At 69.3% G+C, this 16,674-nt stretch carries 14 protein-coding genes; 3 read left to right on the top strand and 11 right to left on the bottom strand.

The features are described from left to right. Nucleotides 1–29: 29 nt before the first annotated feature. The 3 genes from H0X95_RS00320 (at nt 30) to H0X95_RS00310 (ending at nt 3,697) form a co-directional block, all read left to right on the top strand. Nucleotides 30–926: a LysR family transcriptional regulator gene (locus H0X95_RS00320; RefSeq protein ID WP_058903796.1), complete on the top strand. Its 897-nt coding sequence runs from the start codon at nt 30–32 to the stop codon at nt 924–926. Nucleotides 927–1,075: 149 nt separating this feature from the next. Beyond that, nucleotides 1,076–2,461 carry an MFS transporter gene (locus H0X95_RS00315; RefSeq protein WP_006497865.1) on the top strand — a complete coding sequence of 462 codons (1,386 nt, stop codon included), beginning with the start codon at nt 1,076–1,078 and terminating at the stop codon, nt 2,459–2,461. Between the two features lie 303 nt (nt 2,462–2,764). Next, a complete protein-coding gene (locus H0X95_RS00310; protein WP_034203810.1) occupies nt 2,765–3,697 on the top strand; it encodes an MBL fold metallo-hydrolase in 933 nt (310 codons plus the stop codon). A gap of 147 nt (nt 3,698–3,844) precedes the next feature. Here the strand turns inward: H0X95_RS00310 and H0X95_RS00305 are convergent, their stop codons facing one another. From H0X95_RS00305 to H0X95_RS00255, 11 genes are all read right to left on the bottom strand, one after another. Next, nucleotides 3,845–5,239, bottom strand: a complete 1,395-nt coding sequence (locus H0X95_RS00305) for an aspartate aminotransferase family protein (RefSeq protein ID WP_006489628.1) — start codon at nt 5,237–5,239, stop codon at nt 3,845–3,847. A gap of 20 nt (nt 5,240–5,259) precedes the next feature. Next, nucleotides 5,260–6,738 (bottom strand): NAD-dependent succinate-semialdehyde dehydrogenase, encoded by a 1,479-nt coding sequence (locus tag H0X95_RS00300; protein ID WP_048988460.1) that lies wholly within the window; start codon nt 6,736–6,738, stop codon nt 5,260–5,262. 121 nt (nt 6,739–6,859) lie between these two features. Beyond that, nucleotides 6,860–7,330: an Lrp/AsnC family transcriptional regulator gene (locus H0X95_RS00295; protein WP_006497860.1), complete on the bottom strand. Its 471-nt coding sequence runs from the start codon at nt 7,328–7,330 to the stop codon at nt 6,860–6,862. Between the two features lie 13 nt (nt 7,331–7,343). Beyond that, nucleotides 7,344–8,369, bottom strand: a complete 1,026-nt coding sequence (doeB, locus tag H0X95_RS00290) for a N(2)-acetyl-L-2,4-diaminobutanoate deacetylase DoeB (RefSeq protein WP_006489637.1) — start codon at nt 8,367–8,369, stop codon at nt 7,344–7,346. 4 nt (nt 8,370–8,373) lie between these two features. Next, nucleotides 8,374–9,582: an ectoine hydrolase DoeA gene (gene doeA, locus H0X95_RS00285; RefSeq protein WP_059721487.1), complete on the bottom strand. Its 1,209-nt coding sequence runs from the start codon at nt 9,580–9,582 to the stop codon at nt 8,374–8,376. A 10-nt stretch (nt 9,583–9,592) separates the two neighbouring features. Next, complete coding sequence (locus H0X95_RS00280) at nt 9,593–10,597, bottom strand: cyclodeaminase (protein WP_059721488.1); 1,005 nt, start codon at nt 10,595–10,597, stop codon at nt 9,593–9,595. A 1-nt stretch (nt 10,598) separates the two neighbouring features. Further along, nucleotides 10,599–11,570: a hydroxyectoine utilization dehydratase EutB gene (eutB, locus tag H0X95_RS00275; RefSeq protein ID WP_006482160.1), complete on the bottom strand. Its 972-nt coding sequence runs from the start codon at nt 11,568–11,570 to the stop codon at nt 10,599–10,601. Between the two features lie 107 nt (nt 11,571–11,677). After that, nucleotides 11,678–13,090 (bottom strand): MocR-like ectoine utilization transcription factor EhuR, encoded by a 1,413-nt coding sequence (ehuR, locus tag H0X95_RS00270; RefSeq protein WP_006482158.1) that lies wholly within the window; start codon nt 13,088–13,090, stop codon nt 11,678–11,680. 178 nt (nt 13,091–13,268) lie between these two features. Further along, complete coding sequence (locus H0X95_RS00265) at nt 13,269–14,072, bottom strand: HpcH/HpaI aldolase/citrate lyase family protein (protein ID WP_006482164.1); 804 nt, start codon at nt 14,070–14,072, stop codon at nt 13,269–13,271. After that, nucleotides 14,069–15,466, bottom strand: a complete 1,398-nt coding sequence (locus H0X95_RS00260; RefSeq protein ID WP_059721489.1) for an MmgE/PrpD family protein — start codon at nt 15,464–15,466, stop codon at nt 14,069–14,071. The genes H0X95_RS00265 and H0X95_RS00260 overlap by 4 nt, the downstream gene beginning before the upstream one ends. Before the next feature lie 19 nt (nt 15,467–15,485). Next, nucleotides 15,486–16,664 carry a CaiB/BaiF CoA transferase family protein gene (locus H0X95_RS00255; protein ID WP_048988457.1) on the bottom strand — a complete coding sequence of 393 codons (1,179 nt, stop codon included), beginning with the start codon at nt 16,662–16,664 and terminating at the stop codon, nt 15,486–15,488. Nucleotides 16,665–16,674 lie beyond the last annotated feature (10 nt).

Raw genomic sequence — 16,674 nt, 5'->3', positions numbered from 1 at the left:
TTTCGAATAATTATTCATAACACACGCTTATGGAAATCAGGCACGTCCGCTACTTCCTCGCGATCGCGGATTCCGGCAGCTTTACGCGCGCCGCCAGCGAGCTGGGCATTGCGCAGCCGGCGCTCAGCCAGGCGCTGAACCGGATGGAAAAGGAGCTGGGGGTCCGGCTGTTCGACCGGTCGCGGCGCGGCGCGACGCTCACGCCGGCCGGGCTCGCGATGGTCGACGATCTGCGCCTGAGCGTCGCGCGGCTCGACGCGGCCGCGCACCGGGCGGGCGAAATCGGCGCGCAGCGCGCCGGGCGCCTGACCATCGGCTTCGTCACCGCGGCGCTGTTCGACACGCTGCCGCGCGCGATCCGTGCGCTGCGCGAAAGCGCGCCCGACGTCGAGCTGGTGATGCGCGAGATGAGCAATGCCGAGCAGGCGATCGCGCTCGAGCGCGGCGAAATCGACATCGGGCTGCTGCATACGCCGGTCGCGGTGAACGGCCGGATGCGCGAGCAACTGATCCGGCGCGATCCACTCGTCGCGGTGCTGCCGAAGGCATTCCCGCGCCAGCCCGACGGCACGGTGACGCTGGCCGATCTGGCCGCGGCCGGCCTCGTGTGGTTTCCGCACGATCAACTGCCGCTGATCCGCGCCGGTATCCTCAGCGCGTTCCGCCAGGCCGGGCATCCGGTCGACATCGTGCTCGACGTGAACCGCACGCTGACGGTCGTCGCATGCGTGGCCGCCGGCTGCGGCGTATCGCTGCTGCCGACGTCGATCCACGCGTTCGCGTTCGACGGGGTCGCATACAGCCCGATCCGCGACGGCGCCGCGCTGCCGAATTTCGAACTCAGCGCGATCTGGCCCGCACGGTCGCGCCCGACGCTCGCCGACCGTTTCGCCGCGCTGCTGCCGTCGGCCGATACGCGGTCCTGAGCATCCGGCCCGCCGCCACACGGGCCGCCCCGCCACGGGAAAACCCCGATCCCCACATCGTCCTATGACATCGGGCATCGCGAATTGGCGGGATTACTTTGATCCTCGTCGGCGCCCGCCCGGGCGCATGCTGATAGCGAGGATCCCTCATGCGATACGTGCCATCGTGGACTTCCGTTTCCGCCGCGTCGTCGATTCCCGACGATGCGACCACCCAACGCGGCGAGGAGCCGCACAGTCTGCCGCGGGTCGCGATCGCGGCCGCCGCCCTCGGCAATGCGACCGAATGGTTCGATTACGGTATTTACGCGTACGGCCTCGCGTACATTTCCGCCGCGCTGTTTCCCGGCAACACCGCGAGCGCGACGCTGTTCGCGCTCGGCACGTTCGCGATCTCGTTCCTGATCCGCCCGCTCGGCGGCCTGTTCTGGGGCCCGCTCGGCGACCGGCTCGGCCGCAAGCGCGTGCTCGCGCTGACGGTGCTGACGATGTCGGGCGCGACGTTGCTCGTCGGCGTGCTGCCGAGCTATGCGACGGCCGGCTGGCTCGCACCGGCCGCGCTGATCGTACTGCGCATGGTGCAGGGCTTCTCGACCGGCGGCGAATACGGCGGTGCAGCAACCTTCATCGCCGAATACGCGCCCGATTCGCGGCGCGGCCTGTGCGGCAGCTTCCTCGAATTCGCGACGCTCGCCGGCTTCTCGCTCGGTGCGTTCCTGATGCTCGGCTTCGCACTGCTGCTCGGCGATTCGGCGATGCATGCGTGGGGCTGGCGCCTGCCGTTCCTGGTCGCCGCGCCGCTCGGCCTGATCGGCTTCTACCTGCGCTCGCGCCTGGAGGAAACGCCGGTGTTCCGCGAACTCGAGGAACAGGCGCACCGCCGCGAGCAAAGTGCGACGGCCGCGCTGCCGATCCGGCTGCTGCTGGTGCGCTATGCGAAGCCGCTGGTGCTGCTCGGCGGGCTCGTCGTCGCGCTGAACGTCGTCAACTACGTGCTGCTTGCATACATGCCGACCTACATGCACAAGGAACTCGGCGTCAGCGAGAACATGTCGCTGCTGATTCCGCTGATCGGCATGCTCGCGATGATGGTGCTGCTGCCGTTCGCCGGCTGGCTGTCCGATCGCGTCGGCCGCAAGACGATGTGGTGGATCTCGCTCGTCGGGCTGTTCGTCGCGGCCGTGCCGATGTTCACGCTGATGACGCACGGTCCGCTCGGCGCGTTCATCGGCTTCGCGGTGCTCGGCGTGCTGTACGTGCCGCAGCTCGCCACCATTTCCGCGATGTTCCCGGCGATGTTCCCGACCCACGTCCGCTATGCGGGCATGGCGATCGCGTACAACGTGTCGACGTCGCTGTTCGGCGGCACCGCGCCGATCGTCAACGACTGGCTGATCGGCAAGACCGGCAACGCGCTGATTCCCGCGTACTACATGATGGCTGCGTGCGCGGTCGGGCTGGTCGCGCTGCTGGCGGTGATCGAGACGCGCGGGTGTTCGCTGCGCGGCGACACGCTTCCCGGTCAGCCGGGCTGACCCGCGCGCCGGCGGCGCCCGGCTTCCCATAAACGGCATCCATCGCATCGCCCGCCGTCCGGCCACGGACGGCGGGCGATGTGCATTTCGGGCGGCCGAAACCGCCGCCGGATTGTTGTCGTCCGGACAACACGATGTGCCCCCGTGCGGCGCTGTCGGCGGGTGCGGGCCGTCACTACAATCGCTGACACGCTCGATCGGAATCCGGGCGCACCGACATGCGCGACCTTCGCGATCGCGCTCGCGAACCGCTCTGCACCGCGCAGTGCGGACTCCCTCACTCGACGAACAGGATCACTGAACATGAACGCACCCATCCGCAACGTCCAGCCGGTTGTCGCCCGCCTGGGCCACGAAGGTTCGGGCGAGCTCGTTTCGTCCCGCTACGCCGTGCGCATCGGCGCAGTCGACGTCGTACTGATCAGCGACGGCGTGTTACCGCTGCCGACTTCCACCATGTCCACCAACGTGAGCGAAACAGACCGCAATGCGTGGTTCGACGGCCGTTTCCTGCAACGCGACATGTTCGACTGGGCGCTCAACATCGCGCTCGTGCGCAGCGCCGATCGCCTGATCCTGATCGACTCGGGCGTGGGCGACGGTTTCGAATACTTCACGCGCGCCGGGCGCTCGGTGATGCGCCTTGAATCGGCCGGCATCGACCTGGCCGCGATCACCGATATCGTGATTACGCACATGCACATGGATCACGTCGGCGGGCTGAACGTCGACGGCGTCAAGGCGAAGCTGAACCCCGACGTCCGCATTCACGTATCGGCCGCGGAAGTGGCGTTCTGGGAGAATCCGGACTTCAGCAAGACGGTGATGCCGGAAACCGTGCCGCCCGCGCTGCGCAAGGCGGCAGCGCGGTTCATGGCACTCTACGGCGAAAACATCGTGCAATTCGATCGCACCGTGGAAGTCGCCGCGGGCGTGTCGGCGCGGGTGACGGGCGGACATACGCCGGGGCACTGCGTGGTCGACGTCGCATCGAACGGGGAAAAGCTGACGTTCGCGGGCGACGCGATTTTCGAAGTGAACTTCGACCACCCCGACTGGCAAAACGGCTTCGAACACGATCCGGACGCGGCGGTCGACGTGCGTCTCGCGCTGTTCAACGAAGCGGCCGACACCGGCGCACTGCTGGCCGCCGCCCATGTCGCGTTCCCGTCCATCGGCCATGTTGCGCGAAACGGCGACGGATTCCGTTTCGTGCCGGTCGTGTGGGATTACTGAGTGACGATCGGTAGCCGACGCGCACCGCAGGCGATGCACTGACGGTTTGCTCGAACCGTATCCGTACCGGCAAGAAAAAACGCCGCCGCATTTGCATGCGGCGGCGTCATCTCGCGCGCCGAGGCGCGCATCAGCACCGCTCGAACGTCACGCGACGGCCGACAGGTTCCGCTCGGCGACCTCGTCCACCGCATCCTTGACGATCGCGACGATCTCGTCAGCCTCCGCACGCGTCATCACGAGCGGCGGCGCAAAGCCGAGAATGTCGCCGTGCGGCATCGCCCGCGCGATCACGCCGCGCTGCAACGCGGCCGCCGACACCTGCGCACCGATCTTCAGCGCGGGATCGAACGGCGTGCGCGCGTCCTTGTCGGCCATGAATTCGAGCGCGGCCAGCATGCCGACGCTGCGCACCTCGCCGACGAGCGGATGCGCGCCGAATGCGTCGCGCAGCTTCGCGCCGAAGTAGCCGCCGACGTCGGCCGCGTTGCCGACCAGGTTCTCGCGCTCGAGGATCGCGAGGTTCGCGAGCGCGGCGGCCGCGCATACCGGATGACCGGAATACGTCCAGCCGTGCCCCATCGGCCCGTGTTCCTGCGAGCCGCGCGCAATCACGTCCCACACCTTCTCGCCGACGATCACGCCCGACAGCGGCGCATACGCGCTCGTCAGCCCTTTCGCGACCGTAATCAGGTCGGGCTCGATCCCGAAGTGCTGCGCGCCCATCTTCGAGCCGAGCCGCCCGAACCCGCACACGACTTCATCGGAGATCAGCAGGATGTCGTGCTTGCGCAGCACGGCCTGGATCGCGGGCCAGTAGCCGGCCGGCGGTTCGATGATGCCGCCCGTGCCCATCACCGGCTCCGCGATGAACGCGGCGACCGTATCGGCGCCCTCGCGGGCGATCAGCTTCTCGAGCTCGTCGACGCAGTACGCGACGAACTGCGCCTCGCTCATGCCGGCCGGCGCCTTGCGATACCAGTGCGGACACACCGTATGCTTCACGCGGTCGATCGGCAGGTCGAAATGCTGGTGGAAGCTCGGCAGGCCCGTGAGGCTGCCCGTCACGATGCCCGAGCCGTGATAGCCGCGCTCGCGCGAGATGATCTTCTTCTTGTTCGGGCGGCCGAGCACGTTGTTGTAGTACCAGACGATCTTGACCTGCGTCTCGTTCGCGTCGGAACCCGACATCCCGTAATAGACCTTCTTCATCCCCGCCGGCGACCAGTCGATGATCCGCGACGACAACTCGATGATCGCGTCCGACGCGTGGCCGACGTACGTGTGGTAGTACGCGAGCTGCTTCGCCTGTTCGTACATCGCGTCGGCCACTTCGGTGCGGCCATAGCCGATGTTCACGCAGTAGAGGCCGGCGAACGCGTCGATGTAGCGCTTGCCCTGGTGATCCTCGATGCGGATGCCTTCGCCGCCGCGCACGATCTTGCCCGGCAGCGCGCCGGTCTCGTGGTCGTATGCGTGCGTCGACGGGTGCATGAAGTGGGCACGGTCCTCGCGCAGCAGTGCGTCGATCGATTTCGTCATGATGAGCTCCTTTGAATGGGTCAGGCCGTCGCCGCAACAGGCAGGCCGAGATTGCCGAGGCAGAAGTACTTGGTTTCCGTGAACGGCTCGAAGCCTTCGGCGCCGCCTTCGCGCCCGAGGCCCGACGCCTTCATCCCGCCGAACGGGATCGGCGCACCGGTGAATTTCACGCCGTTGACCGACACCATCGCGAAATCGAGCCGCCGCACCAGCTGGAAGATCGTGTCGATGCGGGTCGCGCACACGTACGCGGCGAGGCCGTACTCGGTGTCGTTGGCCGTTTCGACCGCTTCGTCGAGCGTGTCGAACGCGCTGACGGCCGAGATCGGCGCGAAGTTTTCCTCGTCGACCACGCGCATGCCGGGCGCGGCATCCGCGATCACGGTCGGCTCGTAGAACCAGCCACCGAGCGCGTGCGGCCGGCCGCCCGCGACGATGCGTGCGCCGCGTGCCCGCGCATCCTCGACCCGCGCCACGGTCGCGTCGAATGCGGCCTGGTGCATCAACGGACCGACGTCCACGCCCGGCTCGAACGCGGGGCCCGTCTTCAGCGCCCGCACCGCGTGCGCATACCGTTCGACGAACGTGTCGTACAGCGGGCGGGCGACGAGCATCCGGTTCGCCGCGCAGCAGTCCTGGCCGGACGTCTGGAACTTCGCGCCGACGGCAACCTGTACCGCCTGGTCGACGTCCGCATCCTCGGTCACGATGAACGGCGCATTGCCGCCCAGTTCGAGCGCGATCTTGCGGATGCCGGCCTTCGCGGCGGTTTCGGTCACGAGCCGGCCGACGCGCGTCGAGCCGGTGAAGCTCACCGCACGCACGCGCGCATCGCCGACCAGCGTTTCCATCGCCATCTGCGGCTCGCCGAGCACCACGTTGAACACGCCGGCCGGCAAGCCGGCCTCGTCGGCGAGTTGCGCGAGGGCGAGCGCCGAGAACGGCGTCTCGTGCGCGGGCTTCACGACCACGGCGCACCCGACTGCGATCGCGGCCGCCGCCTTGCGCGTGATCATCGCGGCCGGGAAATTCCACGGCGTGATCAGCGCGGCGACGCCGACCGGCTCCATCACGGTGCCGAGATGCGCGCCGTCGATATGCGTCGGGATCGTGCGACCCGCGACGCGTTTCGCCTCGCTCGCGAACCATTCGACGAAGCTCGCCGCATAGCGGATCTCGCCGCGCGCTTCGGCCAGCGGCTTGCCCTGTTCCAGCGACAGCAGCGCGGCCAGATCGTCGACGTGACGCAGGATCAGCGCATGCCAGCGCAGCAACGCCGCGCTGCGCACCGCTTGCGGCGTCCAGCGCCAGGTCTCGTACGCGCGCTGCGCGGCGTCGACGGCCGCGACGATCTGTGCGCGTTCGAGCATCGGCACGTGGCCGATCACGGCCTGGTCCGCGGGGTTCACGACGGCGACCGTCGCGGCACTGTCGCTGTGGATCCAGCGACCGTCGACGTAGCAGGTCGACTTGAACAGAACAGGGTGTCCGGGCAGCATGCTGCGTCTCCTCGTTGGTGGGCACGGACTTCATTGTGTCGCGCCGGCACATGCGGAAATTTCGGTTTGCACGGCCGGAAATGCCGGTTTTTTCCGTATTGCCGCGCGTCGGCGCGAACTTTTACAGCCAGTCCGGCGCGCCGCCGGATTCGCACTTCACGACCTTCGTCACGATGTACGTGAAGTAGCGCTCGATGCCGAGGTCTTCCATCAGCAGCGCATCGATGAAGCGCTGGTAATGGTCGATGTCGCGCGCGACCACGTGCAGCACGTAGTCGACGCCGCCACCCGTCGCGTAGCACTGCGCGACCTCGGGCGCCGCGGCCACGCGATCCTCGAAGCGCCGCATGTCGGGCGCGGTGTGCCGCGACAGCGTCACCTCGACGACGATGCGGCTGCCCGAGAACGCGCCGATCCAGTCGACGTCCGCGCGATAGCCGCGGATCACGCCGCTTTCCTCCAGCTTGCGCACGCGCTCCCATGCCGGCGAAATCGACAGGTTCACGGCCTCGGCGAGCTTCGACTTCGTGATGCGCCCGTCGCGCTCGAGCAGGCGCAGGATCGCGAGGTCGTATCGGTCGAGCTTGATCACGTCGTGCGCGTCCTCATACGGCCACCGGAATGTTGCGCTCGACGATGTCGGCCACCACCGCGACCGTGTCGCCGGGCTGCACGATGCCCGGGAAGTGCCGGGCCGCGAGCAGCCCGCGCCGCCGCGCGACGTATTCGACCGGCGCGACGCCCGTGCGGTCGACGGCGTGCACGCGCGCGAGCACGTCGCCGGCGTCGACCTCGGTGCCGAGATCGCGGCACATCTCGAGCAGCCCGTGATGCTCGCTCGTCGTGAAGCACGAACCGTCCGGCATGTCGAGCAGCGTCGTCGTACGTGGCGCGTTGCCGTCCACGACGTCCTTCGCGATCACGCCCGCATGCGCGAGAAATCCGTACACGCCGCGCTCGGCGATCGCGACGCTCGCCGCCGTCGACGTGCCGCCGCCGCCCAGCTCGGTCGACACGAACACCTTGCCGGCTTCCTCGGCCGCGCTGTCGTAGAGACCGACGCTGTCGAGTTCCAGCATGCGCATCGAATACGGCGCGCCGAACGCGCGCATCGCACGCTCGCAGCGCGCTTCCTGCTCGCGATCCTCCAGCACGTGAATCGCCGCGAACGGCACGAAGTCGAGCGTGCGCCCGCCCGCGTGAATGTCGAGCACGTGCGTCGCGAGCGGCAGCAGGTGGCGCTGGAAGTAATCGGCGATCTTCTCGGTCACGGTGCCGTCCGGCCGACCCGGGAAGCTGCGGTTCAGGTTGCCGGCATCGATCGGCGACGTGCGGCAGCCGGCGCGGAACGCCGGATAGTTCATGAACGGCACGACGATCACGCGGCCGGTCACGTCGGCCGCCTTCAGCGAACCGGCGAGCTTCGACAGCGCGACCGGCCCCTCGTATTCGTCGCCGTGGTTGCCGCCGGTCAGCAACACCGTCGGCCCGTCGCCGCGCTTCACGACGGTCACCGGAATCATGATCGCGCCCCACGCGGAATCGTCGCGCGAGTAAGGCAGCTTCAGGAAGCCGTGCTGTTCGCCGTCCGCGTCGAAATCGACGGTCGGCGTAATCGGGGAAGCACGCATCGCCCTACTCCTTCACGAACAGCTTGCGCGGCACGTTGCAGAACGTCTCGACGCCGGTCTCGGTGATCAGGATGCTTTCCGTGATCTCCAGCCCCCAGTCGTCGAGCCACAGCCCCGGCATGAAATGGAACGTCATGCCGGGTTCGAGCACCGTCCGGTCGCCCGGACGCAGGCTCATCGTGCGCTCGCCCCAGTCGGGCGGATAGCTTGCACCGATCGGATAGCCGCAGCGGCTGTCCTTCTCGATGCCCGCGCGGCGCAGCACCGCGAAGAACGCGTTCGCGATGTCCTCGCACACGTTGCCCGGCTTCGCGGCCGCGAGCCCGGCCTCGATGCCCTCGACCACCGCGCGCTCGCCTTCGACGAAGTGCGCGGGCGGCTTGCCGAGATAGACGGTGCGCGACAGCGGGCAGTGATAGCGGCGGTAGCAGCCGGCGATCTCGAAGAACGTGCCGGCGCCGCGCGCGAACGTCGAGTCGTCCCAGGTCAGGTGCGGCGCGGCAGCATCCGCGCCGGTGGGCAACAGCGGCACGATCGCCGGATAGTCGCCGCCGAAGCCGTCCGCGCCGCCGATCCCGGTCGCATAGATCTGCGCGACCAGGTCGCTTTTCTTCATGCCCGGCTCGATCGTCTCGACGATGTGCGCATGCATCCGTTCGACGATGCGGGCGGCCACGCGCATGTACTCGATCTCGCGCGGCGACTTCACCGCGCGCTGCCAGTTGACGAGCGCGGTCGCATCGACCCAGCGCGCGCCCGGCAGATGCCGCTGCAGCGACGCGTACGCCGCCGCGCTGAAGTAGTAGTTGTCGAGCTCGACGCCGATGCGCAGCGTGCTCCAGCCGCGCGCCGCGATCACCTCGGTCGACAGGTAATCCATCGGATGGCGCGCGCTCGACTGCACGTAATGATCGGGGTAGCCGACGATGTTTTCGTGCGCCATGAACGCGGTGCGCTTCGCGCCGTTCGCGTCCTGGCTGCGGCCGAACCACACGGGTTCGCCGTCCAGTGCAAGCAGCACGCACTGGTGCACGTAGAACGACCAGCCGTCATAGCCGGTCAGCCAGCCCATGTTGGTCGGGTCGGTGACGATCAGCAGGTCGATGCCGGCCTGCTCCATCGCCGCACGCGTCTTCGCGATCCGCGCAGCATATTCGCTGCGCGCGAACGCGAGACGCGGCGCGGCTTCGTTGGTTTCGATGACTGCGGCCATCTGTCTCCTCTCAAGTCGTGAGGTCGTTGTGAAAAATCGTGCCCGCTTCGGCCGCGCGGGCGCGCTGCAGCGCGAGCACGGCGATCGCGGTGTCCTGCGCGCCGGTGCCGGTCAGGTCGCAGATCGTGATGTCGTCGCGATGCGTGCGGCCTTCGCGCCGGCCGGCGATGACTTCGCCGAGCTCGGGAAACACCGCATCGGCCGCGACCACGCCAGCCGCGATCGCATGCGCGAGCTCGCCGGCCACGCGGGTCTGCTGCAGCCGGTCGCAGAAATAGCGTGCCGCGCCGAACACCGACGGCGCGAGTTCGGTCTTGTAATCGGCGTCCGAACCCATCGCCGTCACATGCAGCCCGGGATGCAAGTCCTCCGCGTGCACGAGCGGCGCGCGGCTCGGCGTGGTCGTCACGGCGATGTCCGCGTCGGCCAGCGCCGCATGCACCGAGCGCGCGACCGTCGCATCGATGCCGTGCGCCGCGCGCACGTCGGCCGCGAACTGCGCGGCCCGCGCGGTGTCGCGCGCCCACACCGTCACGTGGGTGATGTCGCGCACCAACCTCAGCGCAGCGAGTTGCAGCCGCGCCTGCTCGCCCGCACCGACGATCGCCGCGCGGTGCGCATCGGCGCGCGCGAGCCGGCGCGCGGCCACGGCGCCGGCCGCCGCGGTGCGCACGGCCGTCAGGTAGCCGTTGTCGAGCAGCACGGCCTCGGTCAGGCCGGTGCGGGCCGACAGCACGAGCATCAGCCCGTTCAGGCTCGGCAGCCCGAGCGACGGATTGTCGAAGAAGCCGGGGCTGACCTTGATCGCGAAGCTGTCGAAGCGCGGCAGGTACGCGGTCTTCACGTCCACTTCGGCGTGGCGCGCCGGCAGCGCGAGATTCAGGATCGGCGGCATCACGACGGCGTCGGTCGCGAGCGACGCGAACGCGGCCTCGACCTGGTCGATCGCGGCGAGATCGAGCGGCACCAGCGCACGCAATTGCGCCTGGCCGAGCAACGTGACGGGATGGGCCATGTCAGTGCTCCGAAACGAGCCGGCGATGCGCGGCCATGTCGATGTTCGCGCCGCTCACGACGACCACGATCGGGCCGCCGCGATCGCGGCGCACGATCCGCTCGTCCAGCAATGCGGCGAGGCCGACCGCGCCGGCGCCTTCGACGACGAGCCGTTCTTCCCGATACGCATGCGCGATGCCGCGCGCGATCGACGGCTCGTCGAGCAGCACGACGTCGTCGGCCAGCGCGCGCGTCATGTCGAACGTGTAGCGGTTGTCGAGGCCAATGCCGCCGCCGAGCGAATCGGCCAACGTCGGCTGCTCGTCGACGTCGACCGGGCGGCCGGCCGCGAGGCTCGCATGCATCGCGGCGCCGCGCGCCATCGAGACGCCGATCACCTCGATCGGCGGCCGGATCGCCTTCGCGGCAAACGCGACGCCGCTGAACAGGCCGCCGCCCGACAGCGGCACAACGAGCGTCGCGGTATCGGGCAGCGCTTCCAGAATCTCGACGCCGATCGTCGCCTGGCCGGCGATGATGCGCGGATCGTCGAACGGCGGCACGTACGCGTAGCCTTCGTCGCGCACCAGCCGCCGCGCTTCGACCTGCGCGTCGTCCTGGCTGTCGCCGACGATCACCACGCGCGCGCCGAGCGCCGCGACCGCGTCGACCTTGTTGGCCGGCACGAGCGACGACATGCAGACGGCCGCGTCGATGCCGAGCGCGCGTGCCGCATGCGCGACCGCGCGGCCGTGGTTGCCGGTGGACGCGGTGACCACGCGCGTCACGCGCTGCGCGGCAAGTTCCGCGAGCGCGTTGGTCGCGCCGCGCAGCTTGAAGCTGCCGGTCGGCTGCAGCGTTTCGAGCTTCAGATGAACGGGGGCGCCGACCCGCGCGGACAGCGCGGCGGACGCGACGAGCGGCGTACCGTCGGCGCGCCCGGCGAGGCGGCGGCGCGCGCGATAGACGTCGGACAGCGACAGGAAAGACATGGAACGCACGCCTCGCGACGAATGTGATGCGATCCAGTCTAATGTTCCAAATCGCGCTTTCGAATGTCCTGATACATTGCGCGCGACATCGCGGCAGCGCCGCCGGTTCAGTGGAAATCGTTCAGGTGCGGATACTGTTCGAACACGCCGGCGATCGTTTCGAGCGCCGCGTTGCACGCGGCATCGGAGGTTTCGGCGCCGATGCACACGCGCACCGCGTTCGGCCGCTCCGTGCCGCCGACGAGAAACGGATCGGGCGACGTCACCGCGATCTTGCGGGTGCGCAATTCGCGCACGATCCGCTCGGCCTGCCAGTAGTCGGGCACGCGCAGCCATGCCGACAGCGCGTTCGGGTGCGCACCGAGCACATACGGCCCCAGCGCGGCCTTCACCATCTCCTGACGCACGGCGAGCCGCTGGCGCTGCAGTTCAACGAGCCGCCGCGCGGTGCCGTCGGCGATCCAGCGCGTCGCGATCTCCGCGATCGGCGACGTCGCCATCCAGCTGCTCACGCGCAGCACGCTCTCGACGCGCAACGCGAGCCGCCGCGGCATCGCGAGATAGCCGGTGCGCAATCCGGTCAGCACCGATTTCGTCATGCTCGTGCAGTAGAAGCCGAGCTCCGGAATCAGGCTCGCGATCGGCGTGCCCGTCTTCTCGGGCAGCGGACCGTACACGTCGTCCTCGATCACGTACACGCCGTAGCGCGTCGCGATGCGCGCGATCGAGCGCCGCCGCGACTCGGTCATCATCGACACGGTCGGATTATTGAGGGTCGGCGTGCAGACGAGCGCGCTGATCCGCTCGCCGTCGCACATCTCCTCGAAATGTTCGGGACGGATGCCGTGCTCGTCCATCTCGAGCCCCTTCAGCGTAAACCCGAGCACGTTCGCGGAGCCGATCACGCCGTGATCGGTCAGGCTCTCGCACAACACGGTATCGCCCGGCCCGACGATCGACGCGAGCGCGAGAAAGATCCCGTGCGCCGCGCCGTTCGTGACCAGCAGCGATTCGCGGTGCACCGGCATGTTCAGCGATGCGAGCCACGCGGCGCCGGCGTCGCGATGCGCATCGAGGCCGGCGATCGGCCGGAACGAGCGGATCCACGGCTGGTCGTCGGTGCCGGCCAGCGCCGCGCACACGCCGCGCCACGCGGCATCGTGCTCCGGCGTGTGCACGATGCGGGCGATCGAGAAGTCGACCAGTTCGCGCTCGGTCGTATCGAGGATGTAGTTCGACATCGATTCGGTCACGCGCGCGGCCACGAAGCTGCCGCGGCCGACCTCGCAGCGGATCAGCCCCTGGCGCTCCAGCTCCTTGTACGCATTGGTGACGGTCTGCACGCTGACGCCGAGGCTCGATGCGACGTCGCGCTGCGGCGCGAGCCGGGCGCCCGGCGCGAGCGCGCCGTTCTCGATGTCGCTGGCGATCGCCTTCACGAGCCGCTTGTATTTCGACTCGATGCCGTGCACCGCGCCGATCGCGTCGCGCCAGCCTGCCGATACCTCCGTCCGTCCCATCTCGATGTCTCCGTCGTGGCTTCCGCATGGTCGCTCAGAAAGACACCCCGAAAATATTGTCCTAGTGCAATCGCGTGCGAAAGCAGGACTTACGGGTCGAATCGGGCGATGCAATCGGCGTGCCCGGGACGGAGACGAATCCGGCACCTTTATCGTTCGGACCCATGTCGCGGGCCGCCTACCCGCGCAGAATCCGCCGCGCCTTCAGGATCACCGGCATGTCGACCATCCTGCCGTCGAGCGCCACGGCCGCACCGCCGCTCGCGTCGACGGCATCGAGCACGCGCCGCGCCCACGCCTGTTCCGCGTCGGTCCATGCATACGCGCGGTGCACCGCATCGATCTGCTTGGGATGAATGCACAGTTTCCCGCCGAAGCCGAAGCCCCGCGCGTAGCGCGCATGCCGTTCGATCGCGGCCGGATCGTCGATGACCGTCGACACGCCGTCGACCGGCGGCGCGATCCCCGCCAGCCGCGACGCGAGCACGATCCGCGAGCGGAACGCGTTCAGCGCTTCGCCGTCGCCGTCGATCCCGAGGTCGACCTGGAAATCGAGCGTGCCGAACGCCACGCGCACGACGCGCGGCGCCGCACACACCTGGTCGAGCCCCGCGATGCCGGTCGCCGTCTCGACGATCGGCAGCAGTTCGAGTGCGCGATGCGCATGCGCGAGCACCGCGTCCACCTGCGCACGCGTGTCGCACTTCGGCAGCATCACGCCGGCCACGCCCGGATGCGCGGCGAGCGCCGCGAGGTCGTCGGCGAACCATGCGGTGTCGGCCGCGTTCACGCGCACCCACACGGGCCGCGCGGCATCGAGCTGCGCGACGACCGCATCGCGCGCCGCCGGCTTGCCATCCGGCGGCACGGCATCCTCGAGATCGACGATCACCGCGTCGGCGCCGGCCGCGCGCGCCTTCTCGAAGCGCTCCGGACGATTGCCGGGAACGAACAGCCACGAACGGGCGGACGCGGACGTCATGCCGAGGCCTCCGGAAACAGCGTGCCGATCGCATCGCACGATGCGACCTGCCACGCGTCGGCAAGGAGCCGCTCGACCTCGGCGCCGGACGCCGCGCCCGAGAACGCGGCGAGCGTGCGTACCTTGCGCGCGATCTCGTCGCGCGACAGCGTGTTGCCCGGATCGCCCTTCGGCTCGTCGACGCGGCCCGTGAACGTGCGGCCGTCGCGCGTCGTGACCGTGACCTTGCCGATCCAGCGCGCCGGATACGCGCGATCGACTTCGTCGTCGAACGCCATCGACACGCGGTCGCGGAACGCGGCGACGTGGGCAGCCGCGTAATCGCGCTCGAATTCGTCGACGCCCGCGTGCCCGTGCAACGCGGCCAGCGCGAGCACGGTGCCCATGTTGAACTTCGCCTGATGCACGGTGCGCGGCACCGTGACCGCGCCGAGCACATCGAGCGCACCCTGGTGCACGTGCGTGACGACCGTCCCGATGTCCGCCGCCGCCAGCCGCTCGCGCGCCATCACCGCGAGCAGCGCGTCGGCGGCCGGATGCGTGTGGCGGCACGACGCGTGATACTTGAACGACGTTTCCGCGGTCGCCCAGCGCGCGCCGAGCCGGTCGGTCAGGCGGGCCGGGTCCGCATCGGTGGACATGCCGGCCGCCATCCCCTGCGCGCCTTCGAGAATCCGCGTGGCGCCGCGAAACCCGTCGCGCGCAAGCTCGGCCGCCATCAGCCCGTTCGCGGCGGCCATCGCCGTATGCAGCTGCTTCGAATCGGCCGCATCGCGCAGGAATTCCCACAATCCGCTCGCCTGCGTGCCGGCCGAGCCGAACGCATCGAGCATCCGCTCCGGCGGCAACCCGAGCAGCCGCCCGGCCGCCGCGGCGGCCGCCACCGTGCCGGCGGTGCCGGTCGTATGGAACACCTTGTAGTGCGAACGCCCGAGAAACTCGCCGACGCGGATGCCGACTTCATAGCCGGCGACCGCCGCCGCGATGAAGTCGCGCCCGCTCGCGCCGCGGGCCTGCGCCAGCGCGAGCGCGACCGGAAACACGACGGTCGCCGGATGAAACACCGCGCCGTTGTGCACGTCGTCCTGTTCCGCGAAATGCGATGCCGCGCCGTTCGTCATCGCCGCGAAGTACGGCGTCGCGCGCGTGCGGTCGATCAGCACGTCGGCCGTGCCGGGCCCGCCGGGCGAGCCGCCCGCGCGGCGCGCGAACGCCGCGATCGTCTCGACCGGGCGCGCGCCCTTGCCGGCCAGCGCGGAGCCGAGCCAGTCGACGTAGAGGTTGACGGTGCGCGCGACGACGTCGGCGGGAATCGCGTCGAAGCGCAGCTGCGACGCGAACGTCGCGAGCGTGCGGCCGGGGGCGGTGGCAATGGCGGGAATCGGATGGGTCATCGTCGTCGTGAAAGCGGAATCAGATCGTGCCGTTCGCGCGCAGCGCGGCGATCCGCGCGCGGTCGTAGCCGAGTTCGGCGAGGATCGCATCGGTATGCTGGCCGAGCGCCGGCACCGCATCCATGCGCGGCTCGACGCCGGCGGGCAGCCCCGGCGGCAACAGCGCGGGCACCGGGCCCGCGGCCGTGTCGACGCTGCGCCAGCGCTCGCGCGCCTGCAATTGCCGGTGCCGCCATACGTCGTCGAGCGTGTTCATCTGCGCGTTCGCGATGCCGGCCGCGTCGAGCCGCTGCATCACTTCGGCGGCCGTCAGCGTCGCGAACGCATCGACGATCAGCGCGTCGACCGCGTCGCGCGCCGCATGCCGTTTCGAATTCGCGTTGAAACGCGGATCGTCGGCGAGCGCCGGCTGCCGCAGCACCTGCTCGCAGAACAGCTTCCATTCGCGCTCGTTCTGCAGCCCGAGCATCACGGTCTTGCCGTCGCCGGCCGGGAACGGGCCGTACGGACAGATCGTCGCGTGCGACGCGCCCGACGGCGCGGGCGGGCTTTGCCCGTCGATCGCGTAGTAGAGCGGGTAGCCCATCCACTCGACCATGCTCTCCAGCATCGATACGTCGATCCGGCACCCTGCGCCGGTGCGGCCGCGCATCAGCAGCGCGCTCAGGATGTTCGTGTACGCGTACATGCCGGCCGCGATGTCCGCGATCGAGCAGCCGGCCTTCGCCGGTTGCCCGGGCGAGCCCGTGATCGACAGGAACCCGGCTTCGCTCTGAATCAGCAGGTCGTACGCCTTGCGGTCGCGATACGGGCCGTCGTCGCCGTAACCCGAGATGTCGCAGACGATCAGGCGCGGATGCGTGTGCTTCAACGCGTCGTAGCCGAGCCCGAGACGCTCGGCCGCACCGGGCGCGAGATTCTGCACGAGCACGTCGGCATCCGCGAGCAGCGCGTCGAGCACGGCCGCCGCAGCGGGCTGCTTGACGTCGAGCGTCAGGCTCTCCTTCGAGCGGTTCACCCACACGAAGTGCGACGACAGCCCGTGCACGCGTTCGTCGTAGCCGCGCGCGAAATCGCCGCTGCCCGGCCGTTCGATCTTGATCACGCGCGCGCCGAGATCGGCGAGCTGGCGCGTGCAGAACGGCGCCGCGATCGCATGTTCGAGGGTGATTACCTTGATGCCGTCGAGGGGTCGCATCGTCGGCCTC

Source organism: Burkholderia sp. 9779_493 (genome assembly GCF_015712215.1).
In the GTDB taxonomy this organism is placed as follows: Bacteria; Pseudomonadota; Gammaproteobacteria; order Burkholderiales; family Burkholderiaceae; genus Burkholderia; species Burkholderia cenocepacia.
This window is presented reverse-complemented; position numbering and strand designations above follow the sequence as displayed.

What these genes read in the sequence shown, in the direction of transcription:
- H0X95_RS00265 (WP_006482164.1), bottom strand. Translation starts at nt 14,072, where the DNA reads ATGACGTCCGCGTCCGCCCGTTCGTGGCTGTTCGTTCCCGGCAATCGT.
- H0X95_RS00320 (WP_058903796.1), top strand. Translation starts at nt 30, where the DNA reads ATGGAAATCAGGCACGTCCGCTACTTCCTCGCGATCGCGGATTCCGGC.
- H0X95_RS00305 (WP_006489628.1), bottom strand. Translation starts at nt 5,239, where the DNA reads ATGACGAAATCGATCGACGCACTGCTGCGCGAGGACCGTGCCCACTTC.
- doeB (WP_006489637.1), bottom strand. Translation starts at nt 8,369, where the DNA reads ATGCGTGCTTCCCCGATTACGCCGACCGTCGATTTCGACGCGGACGGC.
- H0X95_RS00260 (WP_059721489.1), bottom strand. Translation starts at nt 15,466, where the DNA reads ATGACCCATCCGATTCCCGCCATTGCCACCGCCCCCGGCCGCACGCTC.
- eutB (WP_006482160.1), bottom strand. Translation starts at nt 11,570, where the DNA reads ATGTCTTTCCTGTCGCTGTCCGACGTCTATCGCGCGCGCCGCCGCCTC.
- ehuR (WP_006482158.1), bottom strand. Translation starts at nt 13,090, where the DNA reads ATGGGACGGACGGAGGTATCGGCAGGCTGGCGCGACGCGATCGGCGCG.
- H0X95_RS00255 (WP_048988457.1), bottom strand. Translation starts at nt 16,664, where the DNA reads ATGCGACCCCTCGACGGCATCAAGGTAATCACCCTCGAACATGCGATC.
- H0X95_RS00310 (WP_034203810.1), top strand. Translation starts at nt 2,765, where the DNA reads ATGAACGCACCCATCCGCAACGTCCAGCCGGTTGTCGCCCGCCTGGGC.
- doeA (WP_059721487.1), bottom strand. Translation starts at nt 9,582, where the DNA reads ATGGCCGCAGTCATCGAAACCAACGAAGCCGCGCCGCGTCTCGCGTTC.
- H0X95_RS00315 (WP_006497865.1), top strand. Translation starts at nt 1,076, where the DNA reads ATGCGATACGTGCCATCGTGGACTTCCGTTTCCGCCGCGTCGTCGATT.
- H0X95_RS00280 (WP_059721488.1), bottom strand. Translation starts at nt 10,597, where the DNA reads ATGGCCCATCCCGTCACGTTGCTCGGCCAGGCGCAATTGCGTGCGCTG.
- H0X95_RS00300 (WP_048988460.1), bottom strand. Translation starts at nt 6,738, where the DNA reads ATGCTGCCCGGACACCCTGTTCTGTTCAAGTCGACCTGCTACGTCGAC.